Annotated in this window: 15 protein-coding genes and 1 tRNA gene; 5 read left to right on the top strand and 11 right to left on the bottom strand. The window is 69.0% G+C overall.

Annotation, left to right across the window (positions count from 1 at the left end; genetic code table 11):
• Nucleotides 1–134: 134 nt before the first annotated feature.
• Nucleotides 135–710, bottom strand: coding sequence for a hypothetical protein (locus OGL88_RS00555; protein ID WP_111083687.1), 576 nt, complete (start codon nt 708–710; stop codon nt 135–137).
• A 116-nt stretch (nt 711–826) separates the two neighbouring features.
• Between OGL88_RS00555 and OGL88_RS00550 the strand changes: the two genes are divergently transcribed.
• Together OGL88_RS00550 and OGL88_RS00545 are read left to right on the top strand one after the other, a co-directional pair.
• On the top strand, nt 827–1,366 hold the full coding sequence (locus OGL88_RS00550) for a peptidylprolyl isomerase (protein WP_111083688.1): 540 nt from the start codon (nt 827–829) through the stop codon (nt 1,364–1,366).
• A gap of 7 nt (nt 1,367–1,373) precedes the next feature.
• Complete coding sequence (locus tag OGL88_RS00545; protein WP_263054945.1) at nt 1,374–2,228, top strand: rhomboid family intramembrane serine protease; 855 nt, start codon at nt 1,374–1,376, stop codon at nt 2,226–2,228.
• A gap of 363 nt (nt 2,229–2,591) precedes the next feature.
• On the opposite strand, the gene OGL88_RS00540 is transcribed toward OGL88_RS00545, so the two are convergent.
• Nucleotides 2,592–2,846, bottom strand: coding sequence for a cell division protein CrgA (locus OGL88_RS00540; protein WP_263054944.1), 255 nt, complete (start codon nt 2,844–2,846; stop codon nt 2,592–2,594).
• 81 nt (nt 2,847–2,927) lie between these two features.
• On the opposite strand from OGL88_RS00540, the gene OGL88_RS00535 reads away from it, so the two are divergent.
• On the top strand, nt 2,928–3,572 hold the full coding sequence (locus OGL88_RS00535) for an anthranilate synthase component II (RefSeq protein WP_263054943.1): 645 nt from the start codon (nt 2,928–2,930) through the stop codon (nt 3,570–3,572).
• A gap of 215 nt (nt 3,573–3,787) precedes the next feature.
• Here the strand turns inward: OGL88_RS00535 and pknB are convergent, their stop codons facing one another.
• The 7 genes from pknB to OGL88_RS00500 form a co-directional block, all read right to left on the bottom strand.
• Nucleotides 3,788–5,587 carry a Stk1 family PASTA domain-containing Ser/Thr kinase gene (gene pknB, locus OGL88_RS00530; RefSeq protein ID WP_263089378.1) on the bottom strand — a complete coding sequence of 600 codons (1,800 nt, stop codon included), beginning with the start codon at nt 5,585–5,587 and terminating at the stop codon, nt 3,788–3,790.
• 133 nt (nt 5,588–5,720) lie between these two features.
• A complete protein-coding gene (locus tag OGL88_RS00525; protein ID WP_263054941.1) occupies nt 5,721–7,502 on the bottom strand; it encodes a serine/threonine-protein kinase in 1,782 nt (593 codons plus the stop codon).
• Nucleotides 7,499–8,953 carry a peptidoglycan D,D-transpeptidase FtsI family protein gene (locus OGL88_RS00520; RefSeq protein ID WP_263054940.1) on the bottom strand — a complete coding sequence of 485 codons (1,455 nt, stop codon included), beginning with the start codon at nt 8,951–8,953 and terminating at the stop codon, nt 7,499–7,501. The genes OGL88_RS00525 and OGL88_RS00520 overlap by 4 nt, the downstream gene beginning before the upstream one ends.
• On the bottom strand, nt 8,950–10,392 hold the full coding sequence (locus tag OGL88_RS00515; protein WP_263054939.1) for an FtsW/RodA/SpoVE family cell cycle protein: 1,443 nt from the start codon (nt 10,390–10,392) through the stop codon (nt 8,950–8,952). The genes OGL88_RS00520 and OGL88_RS00515 overlap by 4 nt, the downstream gene beginning before the upstream one ends.
• Nucleotides 10,389–11,747, bottom strand: coding sequence for a Stp1/IreP family PP2C-type Ser/Thr phosphatase (locus tag OGL88_RS00510; RefSeq protein WP_159572928.1), 1,359 nt, complete (start codon nt 11,745–11,747; stop codon nt 10,389–10,391). Before OGL88_RS00510 ends, OGL88_RS00515 begins: the two co-directional genes overlap by 4 nt.
• Before the next feature lie 6 nt (nt 11,748–11,753).
• Nucleotides 11,754–12,305, bottom strand: a complete 552-nt coding sequence (locus OGL88_RS00505; protein WP_263054938.1) for an FHA domain-containing protein FhaB/FipA — start codon at nt 12,303–12,305, stop codon at nt 11,754–11,756.
• Nucleotides 12,302–12,982, bottom strand: coding sequence for an FhaA domain-containing protein (locus OGL88_RS00500; RefSeq protein WP_123292929.1), 681 nt, complete (start codon nt 12,980–12,982; stop codon nt 12,302–12,304). Before OGL88_RS00500 ends, OGL88_RS00505 begins: the two co-directional genes overlap by 4 nt.
• A gap of 86 nt (nt 12,983–13,068) precedes the next feature.
• Between OGL88_RS00500 and OGL88_RS00495 the strand changes: the two genes are divergently transcribed.
• A tRNA-Leu gene (locus OGL88_RS00495) sits at nt 13,069–13,155 on the top strand.
• An 86-nt stretch (nt 13,156–13,241) separates the two neighbouring features.
• On the opposite strand, the gene OGL88_RS00490 is transcribed toward OGL88_RS00495, so the two are convergent.
• Nucleotides 13,242–13,721, bottom strand: coding sequence for a hypothetical protein (locus OGL88_RS00490; RefSeq protein WP_263054937.1), 480 nt, complete (start codon nt 13,719–13,721; stop codon nt 13,242–13,244).
• Between the two features lie 58 nt (nt 13,722–13,779).
• Between OGL88_RS00490 and OGL88_RS00485 the strand changes: the two genes are divergently transcribed.
• Nucleotides 13,780–14,466, top strand: a complete 687-nt coding sequence (locus OGL88_RS00485) for an NUDIX domain-containing protein (RefSeq protein ID WP_263089313.1) — start codon at nt 13,780–13,782, stop codon at nt 14,464–14,466.
• Here OGL88_RS00485 and OGL88_RS00480 read toward each other — a convergent pair.
• On the bottom strand, nt 14,449–15,066 hold the full coding sequence (locus OGL88_RS00480; protein WP_263054936.1) for a TetR/AcrR family transcriptional regulator: 618 nt from the start codon (nt 15,064–15,066) through the stop codon (nt 14,449–14,451). The genes OGL88_RS00485 and OGL88_RS00480 overlap by 18 nt on opposite strands.
• Nucleotides 15,067–15,082: the final 16 nt, after the last annotated feature.

Raw genomic sequence — 15,082 nt, 5'->3', positions numbered from 1 at the left:
GTCCTCGGCGCCGGCCGACGGGCGTGTCTTCGCAGCGCCGGACCCGGGAACACGAGCGCGTCCTCGCAGCGCCGCGCCCGGAACGACGAAGGGCCCCGGCGGAGTGCCGGGGCCCTTCGTACGAACCGTGGAGGTCAGGCGGCAGGCTTCTCCGCCGTGTCAGCGTCGTCGGCAACCCACAGGTCGTCGTCGGCGCGGAGCGTCTGGTACGCGGCGTACGCAGCACCAGCAACGGCGACGACGCCGACGATGATGAGTGCGACACCACCGAAGCCGATGCCCTTCTTCTGCTGTGACGGCACGTACTTCACAGCAGCCTTCTTGGCCTTCTTGCCCTTCTTCTGGGCGTTCTTCACGATCTTCTTCACCCGGGGGTCCTTCGCGAGGTCGGTCACGCTCAGCACGGAGCCGGCGGTCGACACCAGTCCGGGGATGACCTCGGACTGGAACTTGTGCGAAGCGTTCTGTGCTGCGGACGTCGCAGCGTGGACCCCGGTCGCGACCGCGGGACGGATCCCGTTGTCGATCGCGTTCTGCACACGAGGGGCGATGTCCTTACGGGCTGCGTCGGCTGCGTTCGACCGGGCTTCCGCCAGGATCGCGTTCGCGTGCTCGAGGACCTTGCGCTGCTCTCCGAGGAGCGAGGCGGTCTGGCCCTTGAGCTTCTTGATCTGCTTCCGACGCTTGCGCGGGATCTCGATCGTCGTCATCTGGTACCTCCATCGGATCGGCGTGACCCCATCCTGCCACCAGAGTCCCTGACAGGTCACGGAGCCTCACCTGTGGGTCCGGTCCGTACGCAGCCGGTGCATGCGAGAATCGGAACATGTCTCTGCACACCGCTGTCGCAACGATCCACACCAACAAGGGCGACATCCGCGTCAACCTGTTCGGCAACCACGCACCGAAGACCGTCAAGAACTTTGTCGACCTCGCCACGGGCAAGCAGGAGTGGACCCACCCGGGTACGGGCAAGGTCTCCACCGACAAGCTCTACGACGGCGTCGTGTTCCACCGCATCATCAAGGACTTCATGATCCAGGGCGGTGACCCGCTCGGCCAGGGCATCGGTGGCCCGGGGTACCGCTTCGACGACGAGATCTCCCCCGAGCTCACGTTCCAGAACCCCTACATCTTCGCCATGGCCAACGCCGGCATCCAGGGTGGCCGTGGCACCAACGGCTCGCAGTTCTTCATCACCACGGTGGCGACGCCGTGGCTGCAGGGCAAGCACACCATCTTCGGTGAGGTCGCCGACGACGAGTCGCGTGCCGTCGTCGACGCCATCGAGGGTGTCCCCACCGACGGCCGTGACAAGCCCGTCGAGGACGTGGTCATCCAGAGCATCGACGTCGAAGGCGTCTGATCCTCACGTGACCGACCAGGCGTACAACCCGAACAACACCTGCTACCGGCATCCGGACCGGCAGAGCTTCGTGCTCTGCCAGCGCTGTGGGCGGACGATCTGCCCGGAGTGCCAGACGCCGGCGGCAGTCGGGGTGCACTGCCCGGAGTGCGTGCGTGAACAGCGCGCGCAGTTCGCCGCGAACCGCCGTGCGTCCGGAGCCCCCAGCGGGCTGACGGTCGCGCGGCGGCGTTTCGCGATGCTCGACCAGAAGGCGACGGTCGTCATCGTGGCGATCACGGTCGCCGTCTGGCTGCTCGACCAGGTCAGTGGGGGCTTCTTCACCAGCCTGCTCGCCTACAACTCGCTGCTGCTGCCCACGCAGCCGTGGCGGGTCGTGACCGTGCTCTTCGTCCACTCGGGCATCCTCCACATCCTGTTCAACATGTGGGCGCTGTGGATCTTCGGCCGGATGCTCGAGAACATGCTCGGTGCCTGGCGATTCGTGGCGCTGTACTTCATCACCGGGATCTTCGGTTCGATGCTCGTCACGTTCCTCGCCCCCGGTACCTGGGTGGTCGGGGCGTCCGGTGCGATCTTCGGGCTCTTCGCGGCGTTCTTCGTGCTGCAGCGGAGCCTCGGGCAGAACGCCGTACAGCTCCTCGTGATCATGGGCCTCAACCTGGTCGTCGGGTTCCTCCCGGGGACGAACATCTCGTGGCAGGCGCACGTCGGCGGGATCATCGGCGGCTTCTTGGTGGGCTTCGTGTTCGCCAAGACCCGGAACATCCGGCAGCGGCCGCTGCAGATCGGCCTGCTCGTCGCCTCTGCGCTGGTGGGCATCGTCCTCACCGCAGTCGGGTACGCGGTCACCATCAGCTGACCCGATCCGGACACACGTCACCGAACGCCCCGTCGCATCCGCGGCGGGGCGTTCGTCGTCCCACCGTCCCCTCGTGGCGCGACCCGGGCTCGACAAGTCCTCGTCCACAAGGCGTCTGCCGAGTTATCCACAGGTGTGGAGAAACCAGTGAGTTACACGCGTGTGATTATCCCCATTGTGGACTCGGCTGTGGATAACTCCGGGGTCGGGGTGTGGATGACGATGTGGAGAGTGTGGAGAAGTGTGGAGAACCGGCCGGATCCTCGATGATCTGGGGATCAGCGGCAGCAAGTCCTGTGGAGAACGACAACGCCCGCCGCACCAAGTGGTGCGACGGGCGTCGGAGTGTCTCGAGGCTGCGGATCAGCGCCAGCGGGTGGTCATGAGGAAGCCGATGAACATGATGCCGAAGCCGACCAGGATGTTCCACGAGCCGAGGCTCGGCACCGGCAGGGTCGCGTTCGAGATGTAGAAGACGATCACCCAGACGAGGCCGATGATCATGAAGCCGAACATGACCGGCTTGAACCACACCGGGTTCGGGGCGTCCCCCGCGGTGTCGACCGAGTCGGCTCGGGTCGTCCGGGCGGGCTTGGTGCGGTCCTTGTCACTGGCCATGGCCGGTATCCTACCGTGACCACGTGTGTGGATCGGCCCGCAGACCGCTGCACACATCCCCCACGAGTACGGTGAACCGCCATGACCAGGATCCTCGTCGTCGACAACTACGACAGCTTCGTCTACACGCTGAACGGGTACGTCCAGCAGCTCGGGGCCGACACGGACGTGGTGCGCAACGACGCCTTCCCCGAGTCGGAGATCGCCGACCGCATCGCCGACTACGACGGCGTGCTGCTGTCGCCCGGCCCGGGCACCCCGGCCGACGCCGGGGTCTCGATCCCGACGGTGCACTCGGCGATCGCGTCCGGCACCCCGCTGCTCGGGGTGTGCCTCGGCCACCAGGCGATCGCAGAAGCCCTCGGCGCCACGGTCACGCACGCCGACGAGCTCATGCACGGCAAGACCTCGCAGGTCGACCACGACGACAGCACGCTCTTCGCCGGAGTCCCGCACCCCTTCACGGCGACGCGGTACCACTCCCTCGCGATCGTCGACGGTACGGTCCCCGACGAACTGACCGTGACGGCCCGGACCGGCGGTGGCGTCATCATGGGCGTCCAGCACCGCGACCACCCCCTCTACGGCGTGCAGTTCCACCCCGAGTCGGTCCTGACCGAGGGCGGCTACCGCATGGTCGGCAACTGGCTCGAGACCACCGGCCTGTCCGGTGCTGCCGAGCGCGCCGACGGGCTCGGCCCGCTCATCGCGACGCACCGCGCCTGACGCGTCAGGAGGGCGCGGCCGGCGGTGTCTCGCGGCGACGCACCTGGAGCAGTGGACGAGACGACCCGACGGGCGCACGGACGCGTGGCGGGGAGGCGCCGGGCCTCCTGGCCGTCAGCGTGCCGACGGGAGGCCCGTCACCGGTCCGTCAGGCCGCACGCGTGTCCGTGTGGCCGGCTCGACGGCCGCAGTGGCGTCGTTCCGGATCGGGACGTTCAGCGACCGTCGCCGTTGTCGCCGCCGTTGTCCCCGTTGTCACCCTTGTCGTTCCCGTCGTCGGAGGACGGGGCCTTGGTCGGCTGGCTCGACGCGGCGCAGTAGGTCAGGGCGACCGCGCTTCCCTGGGCGACGTCGCCCTGGGGGGTGTCCTGCTGCGTGACGAGGCCACCCGTGCACGAGTCCGACGGTGACGGTGTCACGGTGAGACCGAGCTGCTCGAGCGACGCCTTGGCATCGGCGAACTGCTGGTTCGTGACGTTCGGCAGCTGCACCTTGCCGTTGGAGACCGTCAGGTTGATCACGATGCCCTTGGTGTGGAGCGAACCGGACTCGGGGTCGGAACTCATCACGGTGCCCTCTGGCAGGTCGGACGAGTAGTCGGAACTGATCGCGCCGACGCGGAAGCCGGCGTCTTCCAGCGTCTGCTGCGCGGCTGCCTGGGACTGCCCGTTCAACTCGGGGACCGGGAGCCGCTGGGGGCCGAGGGACACGACCACGTCGACGTTGGACTTCCGGCCCACGTTGATCCCGGAGCCCGGGTCGGTGCGGATGACCATGCCCTTGTCGACGTCGTCGGAGTTCTCCTCGACCTTGACCGGTGTGAGGTCCTTCTTCTCGAGGGCGCTGACCGCTGCGCTGTAGGTCGACCCGGTCACGTTCGGCACGCTCACGGACGACGAGACCGGCGGCTTGCCCGGCTGCAGGTTGGCGACGAAGAACACGACCCCGACGATGACCGCCACCGTCAGCAGGATGCCGACCCAGATCCACGCCACCGGTGGACGGTTCTGGGTGCGCTGCGGGCGGTGCTCGGCGGTGTCGTCGTCGAGCTCACGGAAGGCCGCGGCGGGGTTCGACGTGGTGCGCGGGTCGACCCCGAACAGCACCGTCGAGGCGTCGTTCGCCGCGTTCTGCTGGATCTTCTTGGTGGACGCCGGAACCCGGCCCGAAGCGGCTTGCTGCAGGTCCGAGCGGAACTCGGCGGCGTTCTGGAAGCGGCGCGTGCGGTCCTTGACCAGGGCGTGCAGGGTCACGGCGTCGAGTGCCGGAGAGACCTCGGGCGTGATCGAGGACGGGGCGACGGGCTGTTCGCTGACGTGCTGGTAGGCCACTGCCACCGGGGTGTCGCCGAGGAAGGGCGCACGGCCGGTGAGGAGCTCGAACAGCACGACACCGGTGGAGTAGATGTCCGTGCGGGCGTCGACGGTCTCGCCGCGGGCCTGCTCCGGCGAGAAGTACGACGCAGTACCGAGGATCGACGTGGTCTGCGCGACCGTGGCGGAGGTGTCGGTGATGGCGCGGGCGATGCCGAAGTCCATGACCTTGACCTGGCCGTTGTGCGTGACCATGACGTTGGCGGGCTTGATGTCGCGGTGCACGACGCCGGCGCGGTGCGAGTATTCGAGCGCGGTGAGGATGCCCTCGGTGATGCGGACGGCCTCGGCCGGAGCGACGGCACCCTCGGCGATGATGTCGGAGAGCGGACGGCCCTCGACGTACTCCATCACGATGAAGGGGACCTGCACCTCGGCGCCCGAGGTCTCGGTCACGGTCTCCTCGCCGGCGTCGTACACCCGGACGACCGTCGGGTGGGCCATGCGTGCAGCGGCCTGGGCTTCCTGCCGGAACCGGGTGCGGAACGCCGGGTCGTTGGCCAGGCTCGGCTTCAGGAGCTTCACCGCGACCTTGCGACCGAGACGGGTGTCGTTGCCGAGGTGCACGGTTGCCATGCCGCCTCGGCCGATGACATCACCGATCTCGTAACGGTTGGCGAGGAGGGTGATCCCCGCGGTCACACCTTCTGGCACGTACTCCTCCGTCTGTCCGTCCGGGCTAGTGTACGGCAGCACCACCTGGTGAGACGCTGGTCAGCGAGGGGTCGACCGAACCGTTACCGAACGGTGTCGACAGTCCCCGTCCGGGGGTCGTTCAGTTGCCGTCCATCGGGGTCTCGGTGGGGTTGGTCCCGTCGGTGGGGTCCGTGGTGTCGCCCGGATCCGTCTCGTCCGCGGTCCAGGTCGCCGTCGCAGCGTCCGAGCCGGGCGACTTCGGCAGGGTGTTGCCGTTGGAGCCGCACGTGACCGAGTACACGAAGGTGACCGGGGTGTCCACGGCGTCTGCCTGGATGGTCACCGCCGTCGACGAGATCGTGCCCGAGGTCGCACCGGACGCGTCCTTGCCGTTCTTCGCGACCCAGGTGTACGTCGAGACCGTGTACCCGACGGGGCACTCGGACGCCTGCCAGCTGAACAGGACCGAGCCGTCGGACGACACGGTGCCGGCCTTCGCCGCGGCGGGCTTGGCCACCGACGGCGGCGTCGTGTACTGCCGGATGGTCACCAGCGAGCCCTGCAGGACGCTGCCCGTCGGCGTGATCGACTGCACCGTGTTCGCCTGGTCGGCGTTCGGTGCGGCGTCGCCGTCCTCGACCGCCGTCTGGAAGCCGAGGTTCTGGAGCTGTGACTCGGCCTCGGCGGTGGACATGCCGACGTACTCGTCGTTGCTCAGCGTGACGCGGGTCTCGGTGGGCGAGGGCGTCGGAGTCGGGGTCGGCGTCTGCGAGGGGCGGGGGCTCTTCGAGACGGACCTGGACGGCGACGGACTCGGATCGGGGGACCCGTTCAGCGCGAACGCGCCGATGACGGCGGCGATCGCGAGCACCACGACGACACCCACGACCCACCAGATCCAGGCGCGCTTCTTCTTCGGTTCCTCGGCCGCGTCGTCCGCCGGGGACACCGGTGCGCCGGGTCCGCCGGCGCCCGCGGCTGCCGCGCCGGACTGGGTGCCGAGCAGTGCCGTGGCGGCGTCGTTGCCCTGACCCTGCGGCGGGTTGAACGCGACGGTGCCGCCCTGCGCGATGGCGGGGACGGCGACGGTGGCCGCTGCGACGTCACCACGGCGGAGCGCCTGCGCGGCGCGCGCCAGGTTGGCGGCGGTGGCGGGACGGTCGGCGGGCTTCTTCGCGATGCACGAGATCACGAGGGCGGCGACGGGCTCGGGGATGTCCCCGGGCAACGCCGGCGGCTGCTCGTTGATGTGCGCCATCGCGATCGCGACCTGCGACTCGCCCGTGAAGGGACGACGACCTGCGAGGGCCTCGTACGCGACGATGCCGAGCGAGTAGATGTCGGTCGACGGCGACGCCGGATGCCCGCTCGCCTGCTCGGGCGAGAGGTACTGCACGGTGCCCATGACCTGCCCGGTCGCGGTGAGCGGGACCTGGTCGGCGATGCGCGCGATGCCGAAGTCGGTGATCTTGACCCGGCCATCCGGCGTGATGAGCAGGTTGCCGGGCTTGATGTCACGGTGCACCAGGCCGACCGCGTGTGCGGCCTGCAGGGCGTTCGCGGTCTGCGCGACGATGTCCAGGACCTTGTCGACGGGCAGCGTGTGCTCGCGCTCGATCATGGTCGACAGCGCTTCGCCGGGGACGAGCTCCATCACGAGGTAGGCGCTGCCGTCCTCTTCGCCGTAGTCGAAGACGTTGGCGATGCCCTCGTGGTTGACGAGCGCAGCGTGCCGGGCCTCGGCGCGGAAGCGCTCGAGGAACCCGGGATCGCCGAGGTACTCGTCCTTGAGGATCTTGAGTGCGACGGTTCGGCCGATGACGAGGTCGGTGGCCTGCCACACCTCTCCCATGCCGCCGATGGCGACCCGGGACGAGAGCTGGTACCGCCCACCGAAGGTGAGTCCGCTGGTGGGTCTCATTTGTTCAGCACCGCCTCCATGACTTTCTTCGCGACCGGGGCCGCGACCGTGTTGCCGACTCCCGACTGACCGAGCCCGCCGCCGTCTCCGACGACGACCGCCACGGCGACCTCCGGGTCCTTCGCGGGCGCGAACCCGGTGAACCAGAGCGTGTAGGGATCGCCTGTTCCGCCCTCGGCCGTGCCCGTCTTCCCTGCGACGTCGACACCGTCGATCTTGGCATTCGTTCCGGTCCCGGCGTTCACGACGCTCTGCATGGCCTCGGTGAGGTCAGCGGACTCGGAGGAGGACAGCGGATCACTGTACTGCTTCGGGGAGAAGGACTCGACCGTCTTCAGGTCGCTCGTGGTGATCGAGTCGACGAGCGAGGGCTGCATGACCTTGCCGCCGTTCGCGATGCCGGCCGACACCATGGCCATCTGCAGCGGGGACACCCGGACGCTCGCCTGGCCGAAGGCGCTGAGCATGAGCTGCGCGGTGGAGTCGACCTCGGGGTACTGGCTGGCGGTCGCGGACATCGGGACCTCGATGGCGTCACCGAAGCCGTACTTGTCGGCCATGCTCTTGATCGCGTCGTACCCGAGCTTCTGTCCGAGCTCGGCGAACGGGATGTTGCACGAGTACTGGATGGCCGTGCGGAGCTTGACCTTGTCGCCGCCGCCGCACGTGCCGCCCTCGGCGTTGTTGATGTACGAGCTCGTGCCGGGGAGCTGCAGGCGCGACGGGTTCGGGAACGTCGAGTCGAGGTTGTACTTGCCGCCCTCGAGCGCCGCGGATGCCACGACCAGCTTGAAGACGGATCCGGGCGTGTACAGGTCGCCGCCGATCGCGCGGTTCTGCAGCGGGGACGACGAGGCGCCGAGCAGGGCGTCGTACTGCTCCTTGACCTTCGCGGTGTCGTGCGAGGTGAGGGTGTTCGGGTCGTAGCTCGGCTTCGAGACCATCGCGAGGATCTTGCCGGTCTTCGGCTGGATGGCGACGACGGCGCCGCTGTTCGTGCCGAGGGCTTCGTACGCGGCCTGCTGCACGGCGGGGTCGATCGTCAGGTTGACGTTGTCGCCCTGGACGTCCTGGCCGGTGAGGATCGAGTTGAGGTTCTGGAAGAACGAGGCGTCCGAGTTGCCGGACAGCACGGTGTTCTCCGCGCTCTCGATGCCGGTGTTGCCCTGGCCGATGGTGAAGTACCCGGTGACGGCGGAGTACAGCTCGCCGTTGGTGTACTTGCGCTGGTACTCGTACTGGTCGTCCACCGGGGTCGACTCGGCGATCGGGCTGCCGCCGACCAGGATCGCACCGCGCTTGGTCGAGTAACTGTCCAAGATGGTGCGTGAATTGCGGGAGTCGGCGCGGAGGGAGTCCGCCGAGAAGAACTGGATGGACGTCGTCGACACGAAGAGTGCGACGAACATGAGCACGATGACGGTCGAGACACCGCGGAGCTGTCGGTTCATCGACGACGCTCCTTCCTGGTCGCGCGCGCAGACCGCCCGCTCGCGGCGGGGATCGCGCCCTGCTGGACGCGTTGTTCGGCGGGGATGGAATCGGTGAGTCGCAGCAGCATCGCGGCGATGATCCAGTTGGCGATGAGCGAGGAACCACCCGCGGCCATGAACGGTGTGGTCAGGCCGGTCACCGGGATCACGCGGGTGATGCCGCCGACGACGACGAACACCTGCAGGGCGATCACGAAGCCGAAGCCGACGCCGAGCAGCTTGCCGAAGTCGTCCTGCGCCATGAACCCGACGCGGATGCCGCGCGAGGCCAGCACGATGAACAGCGCCAGGATCGCGAAGACGCCGATCAGGCCGAGTTCTTCACCGAGCGAGGCGATGATGTAGTCCGCGTTGGCGACCGGTGTGATGTACGGGCGCCCCTGGCCGAGGCCGGTGCCGGTGATGCCGCCGTTCGCGAAGCCGAAGAGCCCCTGCACGAGCTGGTAGCTGGCCTGGGTGTCGCGGCTGAAGACCTCTTGGTTGAACGGGTCGAGCCACTGCTCGAACCGGCCGTGCACGTACTCGAGGGCGCTCTGCGCGACGAGGGCGCCGCCGACGAACAGCGCGAGGCCGATGACGACCCAGCTGATGCGCGCGGTCGCGACGTAGATCATCACGAGGAACAGGCCGAAGTACAGCAGCGCCGTGCCGAGGTCGCGCTGGAAGACGAGGACCGCCATCGCGGCGCCCCACATCACCAGGATCGGGCCGAGGTCACGGGCGCGCGGGAACGTCATGCCGAGGAACTTCTTGCCGACGATCGACAGGGAGTCGCGGGCGGTCACCAGGTAGCCGGCGAAGAACAGGGCCATGGTGATCTTCGCGAGCTCACCGGGCTGGAAGGAGAACGGCCCGATCTTGATCCAGACGCGTGCGCCACCGATGTTCTGGCCGATGCCGGGCAGGATCGGCAACAGCAGCAGCGCGATCGTCAGGAACATGAAGATGTAGCGGTACCGCTGCAGGAACCGGTGGTTCCGCACCAGCAGCAGCGTGGTGATCGCCAGGACCATCGCGAGCATCGTCCAGACGATCTGCTTCACACCGATGGCGTCCCAGCCGGTCAGGCCGTTGTGGACGTCGATGCGGTAGATCTCCGCGATGCCGATGCCGTTCAGCACGAGTGCGATCGGCAGGACGAAGGGGTCGGCGTTCTTCGCGACGACCCGCAGCACGACGTGCATCACGAGCCCGAGCCCGAGGATGCCCGCGCCGACCCACAGCACCGAGGTGTCGAACAGCCGCCCCTTGGTGCCGAGCTGCACGAGGACCATCGCGCCGGCGCAGATGCCGCAGGCGATGACGAGCAGCACGAGCTCGAGGTTCCGAGCACGTGCGGGTTCACGGAGCTTGATCGTGATCGCCTGCGTGAACGACTGGGCGGTGGCGTTGCTCATCGCGAGCCCCGGGTCGGGGTCGGCGTGGGCGTCGACGACCGGGTCGGCGACGGCGAGGGTGACGAGGTGGATCCGCCGTCACCGCCGGTACCGGCTTGGTCCTGCCCGGTCTCGGCGGCCTTGCGCAGTCGGTCGACGATGTCGCGCGCGTCACCGAGCGACTGCGCGTTGATCGTCGAGCGGACGTTCTCGCGGGTGTAGTCCGGCAGCATCGACACCGTGATGTCGGTGTCCTCGTAGACGTCCGACAGCGCCAGTGGTCCGATCGACTGCTGCACGCCCTTGTAGATGGCGACCGTGCCGCGGTCGGTGCCGACGTAGTAGTGGTCCTGGGTGATCCGCCAGCCGAGGAACACGGCCCCCACCAGGGCGGCGACGGCCACCACGAGCGCGACCGTCCACGAGACCCGACGTCGGATGCGGCGTCGGCGGTCCTCGGCGATGAGCTCCGCGAAGAACTGGTCGGACTCGGGCTCGAAGTGCGAGTCCTCCGGAGCCGTGGTGACCTTGAGGGGGTGCAGCAGGATCGTGGGGAGGCGGATCGGCTTGCGACCGGTCGACGCCTCGAAGGTCAGGGGAGCGGCCGCGGACCCGACGGTGGTGGCCGCGTCATCGTCGTCGTCGACCTCGTCCGCGGTGACGTCCATGACGACGACGGTGACGTTGTCGGGGGCGCCGTGGTCGAGGGTCTCCTTGACCAGGCGCTGCGTGACCTGGTTGGCGTCCATGTTCGACGCCAGGGCGTGCCGGATGCGCTCTTCGGCCAGGTACGACGACAGGCCGTCGGAGCACAGCAGCCAGCGGTCGCCCGGCTGGATGTCCATGATCGCGGTGTCGACCTCGGGTGCGGCATCGACGTCGCCGAGCACCCGCATGAGCACCGAGCGACGGGGGTGGACCGCGGCTTCCTCCGGGGTGATCCGGCCGCTGTCGACCAGGCGCTGCACGAAGGTGTGGTCCGACGTTATCTGCTGCAGCTCGCCGTCACGGTGGCGGTAGATGCGCGAGTCACCGATGTGCGCGATCGCGATCTGCTCGCCGACCCGGATCATCGCGGACACCGTGGTGCCCATACCGGTCAGTTCCTGGTGCTCGAAGACCGTCTCGGTGATGAGCTGGTTCGCGGCGATCAGGGCCGACTGCAACGCGAACTCGGCGTCGTGGGCCGAGGGGAACTCGCGGTCCACCTCCCTGATGCGCCGGATCGCGATCGCCGAGGCGACGTCGCCGCCAGCGTGCCCACCCATGCCGTCCGCGACCGCGAACAGGTGCGCCCCGGCGTAGCCGGAGTCCTGGTTGTTCGCGCGGATGCGGCCCACGTGGGACACAGCGGCGCTCAACGTGCGAGCGGTCATGCCGGGTTACCGCCGCAGCTCGAACGTCGTCGTCCCGATCGTGATCGGCGTGCGCTCCGCGACGATCAGGGGAGCGCTCACCTTCTGACCGTTGACGAAGGTGCCGTTCGTGGACTCGAGGTCGGTGAGGAGCCAGCCGTCGGCGCGCAGGTCGAGCCGGGCGTGGTTGGTCGAGGTGTAGTCGTCGCGGATCACGACGTTGGACTCGCTGGAGCGACCGATCGTGATCGGTCCTCCGCCGAGCGGCATCTCCATGCCCTCACGCGCGCCCTCGGTGATCACGAGGCGGGTCGCGGCTGGCGATGCGGACTGCGTCGCCTGGGTCGGTTGCCCGATCAGGTCGGTGAACGCGCCACCCGAGGCCGCTGCCGGCGCCGCCGCTGCGGGGATCGTCGGGGTCGTCGGTCCGGAGGGAGCCGACTTGGAATCCGTGGGGATCGTGCGCACGCGCTGGCCGAAGAGATCACTGCGCAGGGCGAAGACGATCACGAAGACGAACAGCCAGAGCACCGCGAGGAACGCGAAGCGCAGGACGAGCAGGGTCAGGCCTGTGGTCATCGAGCACCTCCGTCGTTCTCCGGGATCACCCGGAACACCATACGGGTACGACCGATCTCGATGGTGGAGTCCGGCTCCACGATCGCCTGTTGGAAGTGCTGTCCGTTCAGCTTCGAGCCGTTCGTCGAGCCCAGATCCGTGGCCTGGGCGTGCTTGCCGTCCCACAGGACCTCGACGTGCTTCCGGCTCGTCCCGGTGTCCGCGATGGTGATGTCGGCGTCGCTGCCACGGCCGATCACGGTGCGTCCGCGCTGCAGGCGGTGCCGCTGCGAGCCGATGTCGAGCACGGCGATCCACGCGACGTCGCGCTGCACCGTGGTGGAGTCGATCTGCAGGATGCCCGTCGACAACGTGCCGTCCTGCTGCAGCCGGATGGTGACCGGACCGGAGAACGAGTAGTTCTGCGCGACGGCGTGCTGGTGGGCCATCTGCGTGAGTTCGTCGATGAGCGGACGGCCGACGTCGTTCATGCGCGTGAAGTCCGGCGGCGCGAGGCGCACGGTGAACTCGTTCGGCACCAGGATGCGCTCTCGCGACACCACGGCGGCCTTCGTGTCGAGCTCACGGCGCAGGGCGCTGGAGATCTCGACCGGCTGCACACCGGAGCGGAAGGTCTTCGCGAACGCGCCGTTCACGGCGCGCTCCAGCCCTCGCTCGAAGTTGTCCAGCAGGCCCATGTGTCTCCAGAGTCGTCGGTCGTCAACCACTGCATGGTAGTGGTTGGCGCAGGGGGCAGTCTGTGCGTGGTAGTGTTTTGGGGCTGGCGCGAGTGGCGGAATTGGTAGACGCGCACGGTTCAGGTCCGTGTGCTGGAAACGGCGTGGGGGTTCAAGTCCCCCCTCGCGCACCAGGCGAAACAGCGAAAGGCCCCGGAGCAATCCGGGGCCTTTCGTGTTCTTCCGGGGCGTCCCGGAGCGGCCGTCGCCGGATGGCGGATCAGGTCCGATCGGCGTCCGTCGGGTGGTCGGGATCCGGCCAGGAGGCCCGGCTCGACCCCGACACGCCGGGTCCGGAGAACCCGTGGTCGGTTCTTCCCGCATCGCTGCGGGCGAAGAACGGGCGCGCGCTGGGCAGGAAGAGGAGGACCGCGGCGACGACCGACAGCGCGATCGTCAGGAGTCCGACTTCGCCGCTCGTGATGCTGAGCACGGCACGGGCCACGGCGACGACGACCAGCACGATGCGTGCCACCCGCGATCCGGTGGCCGTGCGGACGACCGCCCACCCGACGAGTCCCCAGACCGCGACCGCGACGAGCACCGTCAGGACCGTGCCGAGGGCGTTCCCGTCCGCGCCCGCCACGAACTGCAGGACGGTCGCCACCAGGCAGACCGCGACCCAGAGGAGCCAGAGCACGATCGACACCGTGACGACCTGCGGTCGATCCGGGCGACGGGTGAACGGTGTCCTGGTCATGGCTGCACGGTACCGGGCGGTCGGGTCGTGCAAGCGGCCGCCCCGCTAGCGTGACCAGGTGACCGATGATCGTGCAGCAGCCCCTCGTCCCGGCGTCGACGTCCCCGATGCCCGTGGGCGGACCGGACTCGACGCCGTCGGCCGTGACCTCGACCGCAACCCCGACGTCGTCGTGCGGGACGTCGAGGTCGTGTCGGACGGGTGGCACGTGCTCCGTCGCACCACGCTCGACGTCCGGCGCCGGGACGGCCGGTGGGACCGGCAGCAGCGCGAGACCTACGACCGCGGGAACGGTGCAACCGTGCTGCCGTACGACGCCGAGCGCCGTACCGTCCTGCTCACGCGGCAGTTCCGGTGGCCGGCGTACGTGAACGGGCATCCGGACGGGATGCTGATCGAGGCGGCGGCGGGGCTGCTCGACGAGGACGACCCCGAGACCGCCGTCCGACGCGAGGCCGCCGAGGAGCTCGGCATCCGGCTGGGCGACCTGGTGCGCGTCGGCGACGTCTTCATGAGCCCCGGTTCGGTGACCGAACGCGTCCACTTCTACGTCGGTGCGTACACACCGGCGGACCGGGTCGAGGCGGGCGGCGGGGTCGAGGACGAGGGCGAGGACATCGAGGTGCTCGAGCTGGCACTCGACGAGGCGCTCGCGATGGTCGAGGACGGCCGGATCGCCGACGGCAAGACGATCATGCTGCTGCAGTGGGTGGCACTGCGGCGGGTGTCACCCCGACAGGGCTGACCCGTCCAGGCCCACCGCTCGGGCGATCGTCGTGCGCACCAGGCCCTCGCGGGTCGGTCGGTCGAGGTAGTCGACCAGGGCGTACCCGTTGGTGGCGTCGACGAGCGCGAAGAGCAGGCGTCCCACGCCGTCCGGGTCGTCGGTCCGCAGCACGCCCCCGCGCACCCCGTCGACGACGACCGTGGTCGCGAGGAGCTGCCAGTCGTCCATGACGTCCCGTGCCGCGGTCGCCAGTGCCGCGTTCGTGCGGCCGATGCTCCACGCGTCGGCCCACAGGGTGGCGACGTCGTCGCGCGCGGGATCGGCGATGCAGCCGAGCAGGGTGCGGAGACCCGAGACCGGGTCGGGCGCAGCGGCGACGATCGCGCGGACCTCGGCGACCTCGGCTGCCGCGACGGTGCGGAACGTCTCGCCGACCAGGTCCTCCATGTTCGGGCGGTAGTGGGCGACGAGCGACGGCGCGACCCCGATCACGGCGGCGATCCCGCGGAGCGTCACCGCCGCGAGGCCCTCGGCACGCGCCAGGTCGACGGCGGCCGCCGTGATCTGGGATCCGCGTTCGGCCGGGCTCAGGCGCCGGCGGGCCGGTGTCGTCGGCATCGTCCCACCGTATCCG

This window comes from Curtobacterium sp. RIT-PI-V (assembly GCF_025642935.1).
In the GTDB taxonomy this organism is placed as follows: domain Bacteria; phylum Actinomycetota; class Actinomycetes; order Actinomycetales; family Microbacteriaceae; genus Curtobacterium.
This window is presented reverse-complemented; position numbering and strand designations above follow the sequence as displayed.

Bases quoted from the DNA above. Each gene is read 5' to 3' on its own strand.
- OGL88_RS00555 (WP_111083687.1), bottom strand. From the start codon at position 710: ATGACGACGATCGAGATCCCGCGCAAGCGTCGGAAGCAGATCAAGAAG.
- OGL88_RS00550 (WP_111083688.1), top strand. From the start codon at position 827: ATGTCTCTGCACACCGCTGTCGCAACGATCCACACCAACAAGGGCGAC.
- OGL88_RS00540 (WP_263054944.1), bottom strand. From the start codon at position 2,846: ATGGCCAGTGACAAGGACCGCACCAAGCCCGCCCGGACGACCCGAGCC.
- OGL88_RS00535 (WP_263054943.1), top strand. From the start codon at position 2,928: ATGACCAGGATCCTCGTCGTCGACAACTACGACAGCTTCGTCTACACG.
- OGL88_RS00525 (WP_263054941.1), bottom strand. From the start codon at position 7,502: ATGAGACCCACCAGCGGACTCACCTTCGGTGGGCGGTACCAGCTCTCG.
- OGL88_RS00520 (WP_263054940.1), bottom strand. From the start codon at position 8,953: ATGAACCGACAGCTCCGCGGTGTCTCGACCGTCATCGTGCTCATGTTC.
- OGL88_RS00515 (WP_263054939.1), bottom strand. From the start codon at position 10,392: ATGAGCAACGCCACCGCCCAGTCGTTCACGCAGGCGATCACGATCAAG.
- OGL88_RS00510 (WP_159572928.1), bottom strand. From the start codon at position 11,747: ATGACCGCTCGCACGTTGAGCGCCGCTGTGTCCCACGTGGGCCGCATC.
- OGL88_RS00505 (WP_263054938.1), bottom strand. From the start codon at position 12,305: ATGACCACAGGCCTGACCCTGCTCGTCCTGCGCTTCGCGTTCCTCGCG.
- OGL88_RS00500 (WP_123292929.1), bottom strand. From the start codon at position 12,982: ATGGGCCTGCTGGACAACTTCGAGCGAGGGCTGGAGCGCGCCGTGAAC.
- OGL88_RS00490 (WP_263054937.1), bottom strand. From the start codon at position 13,721: ATGACCAGGACACCGTTCACCCGTCGCCCGGATCGACCGCAGGTCGTC.
- OGL88_RS00480 (WP_263054936.1), bottom strand. From the start codon at position 15,066: ATGCCGACGACACCGGCCCGCCGGCGCCTGAGCCCGGCCGAACGCGGA.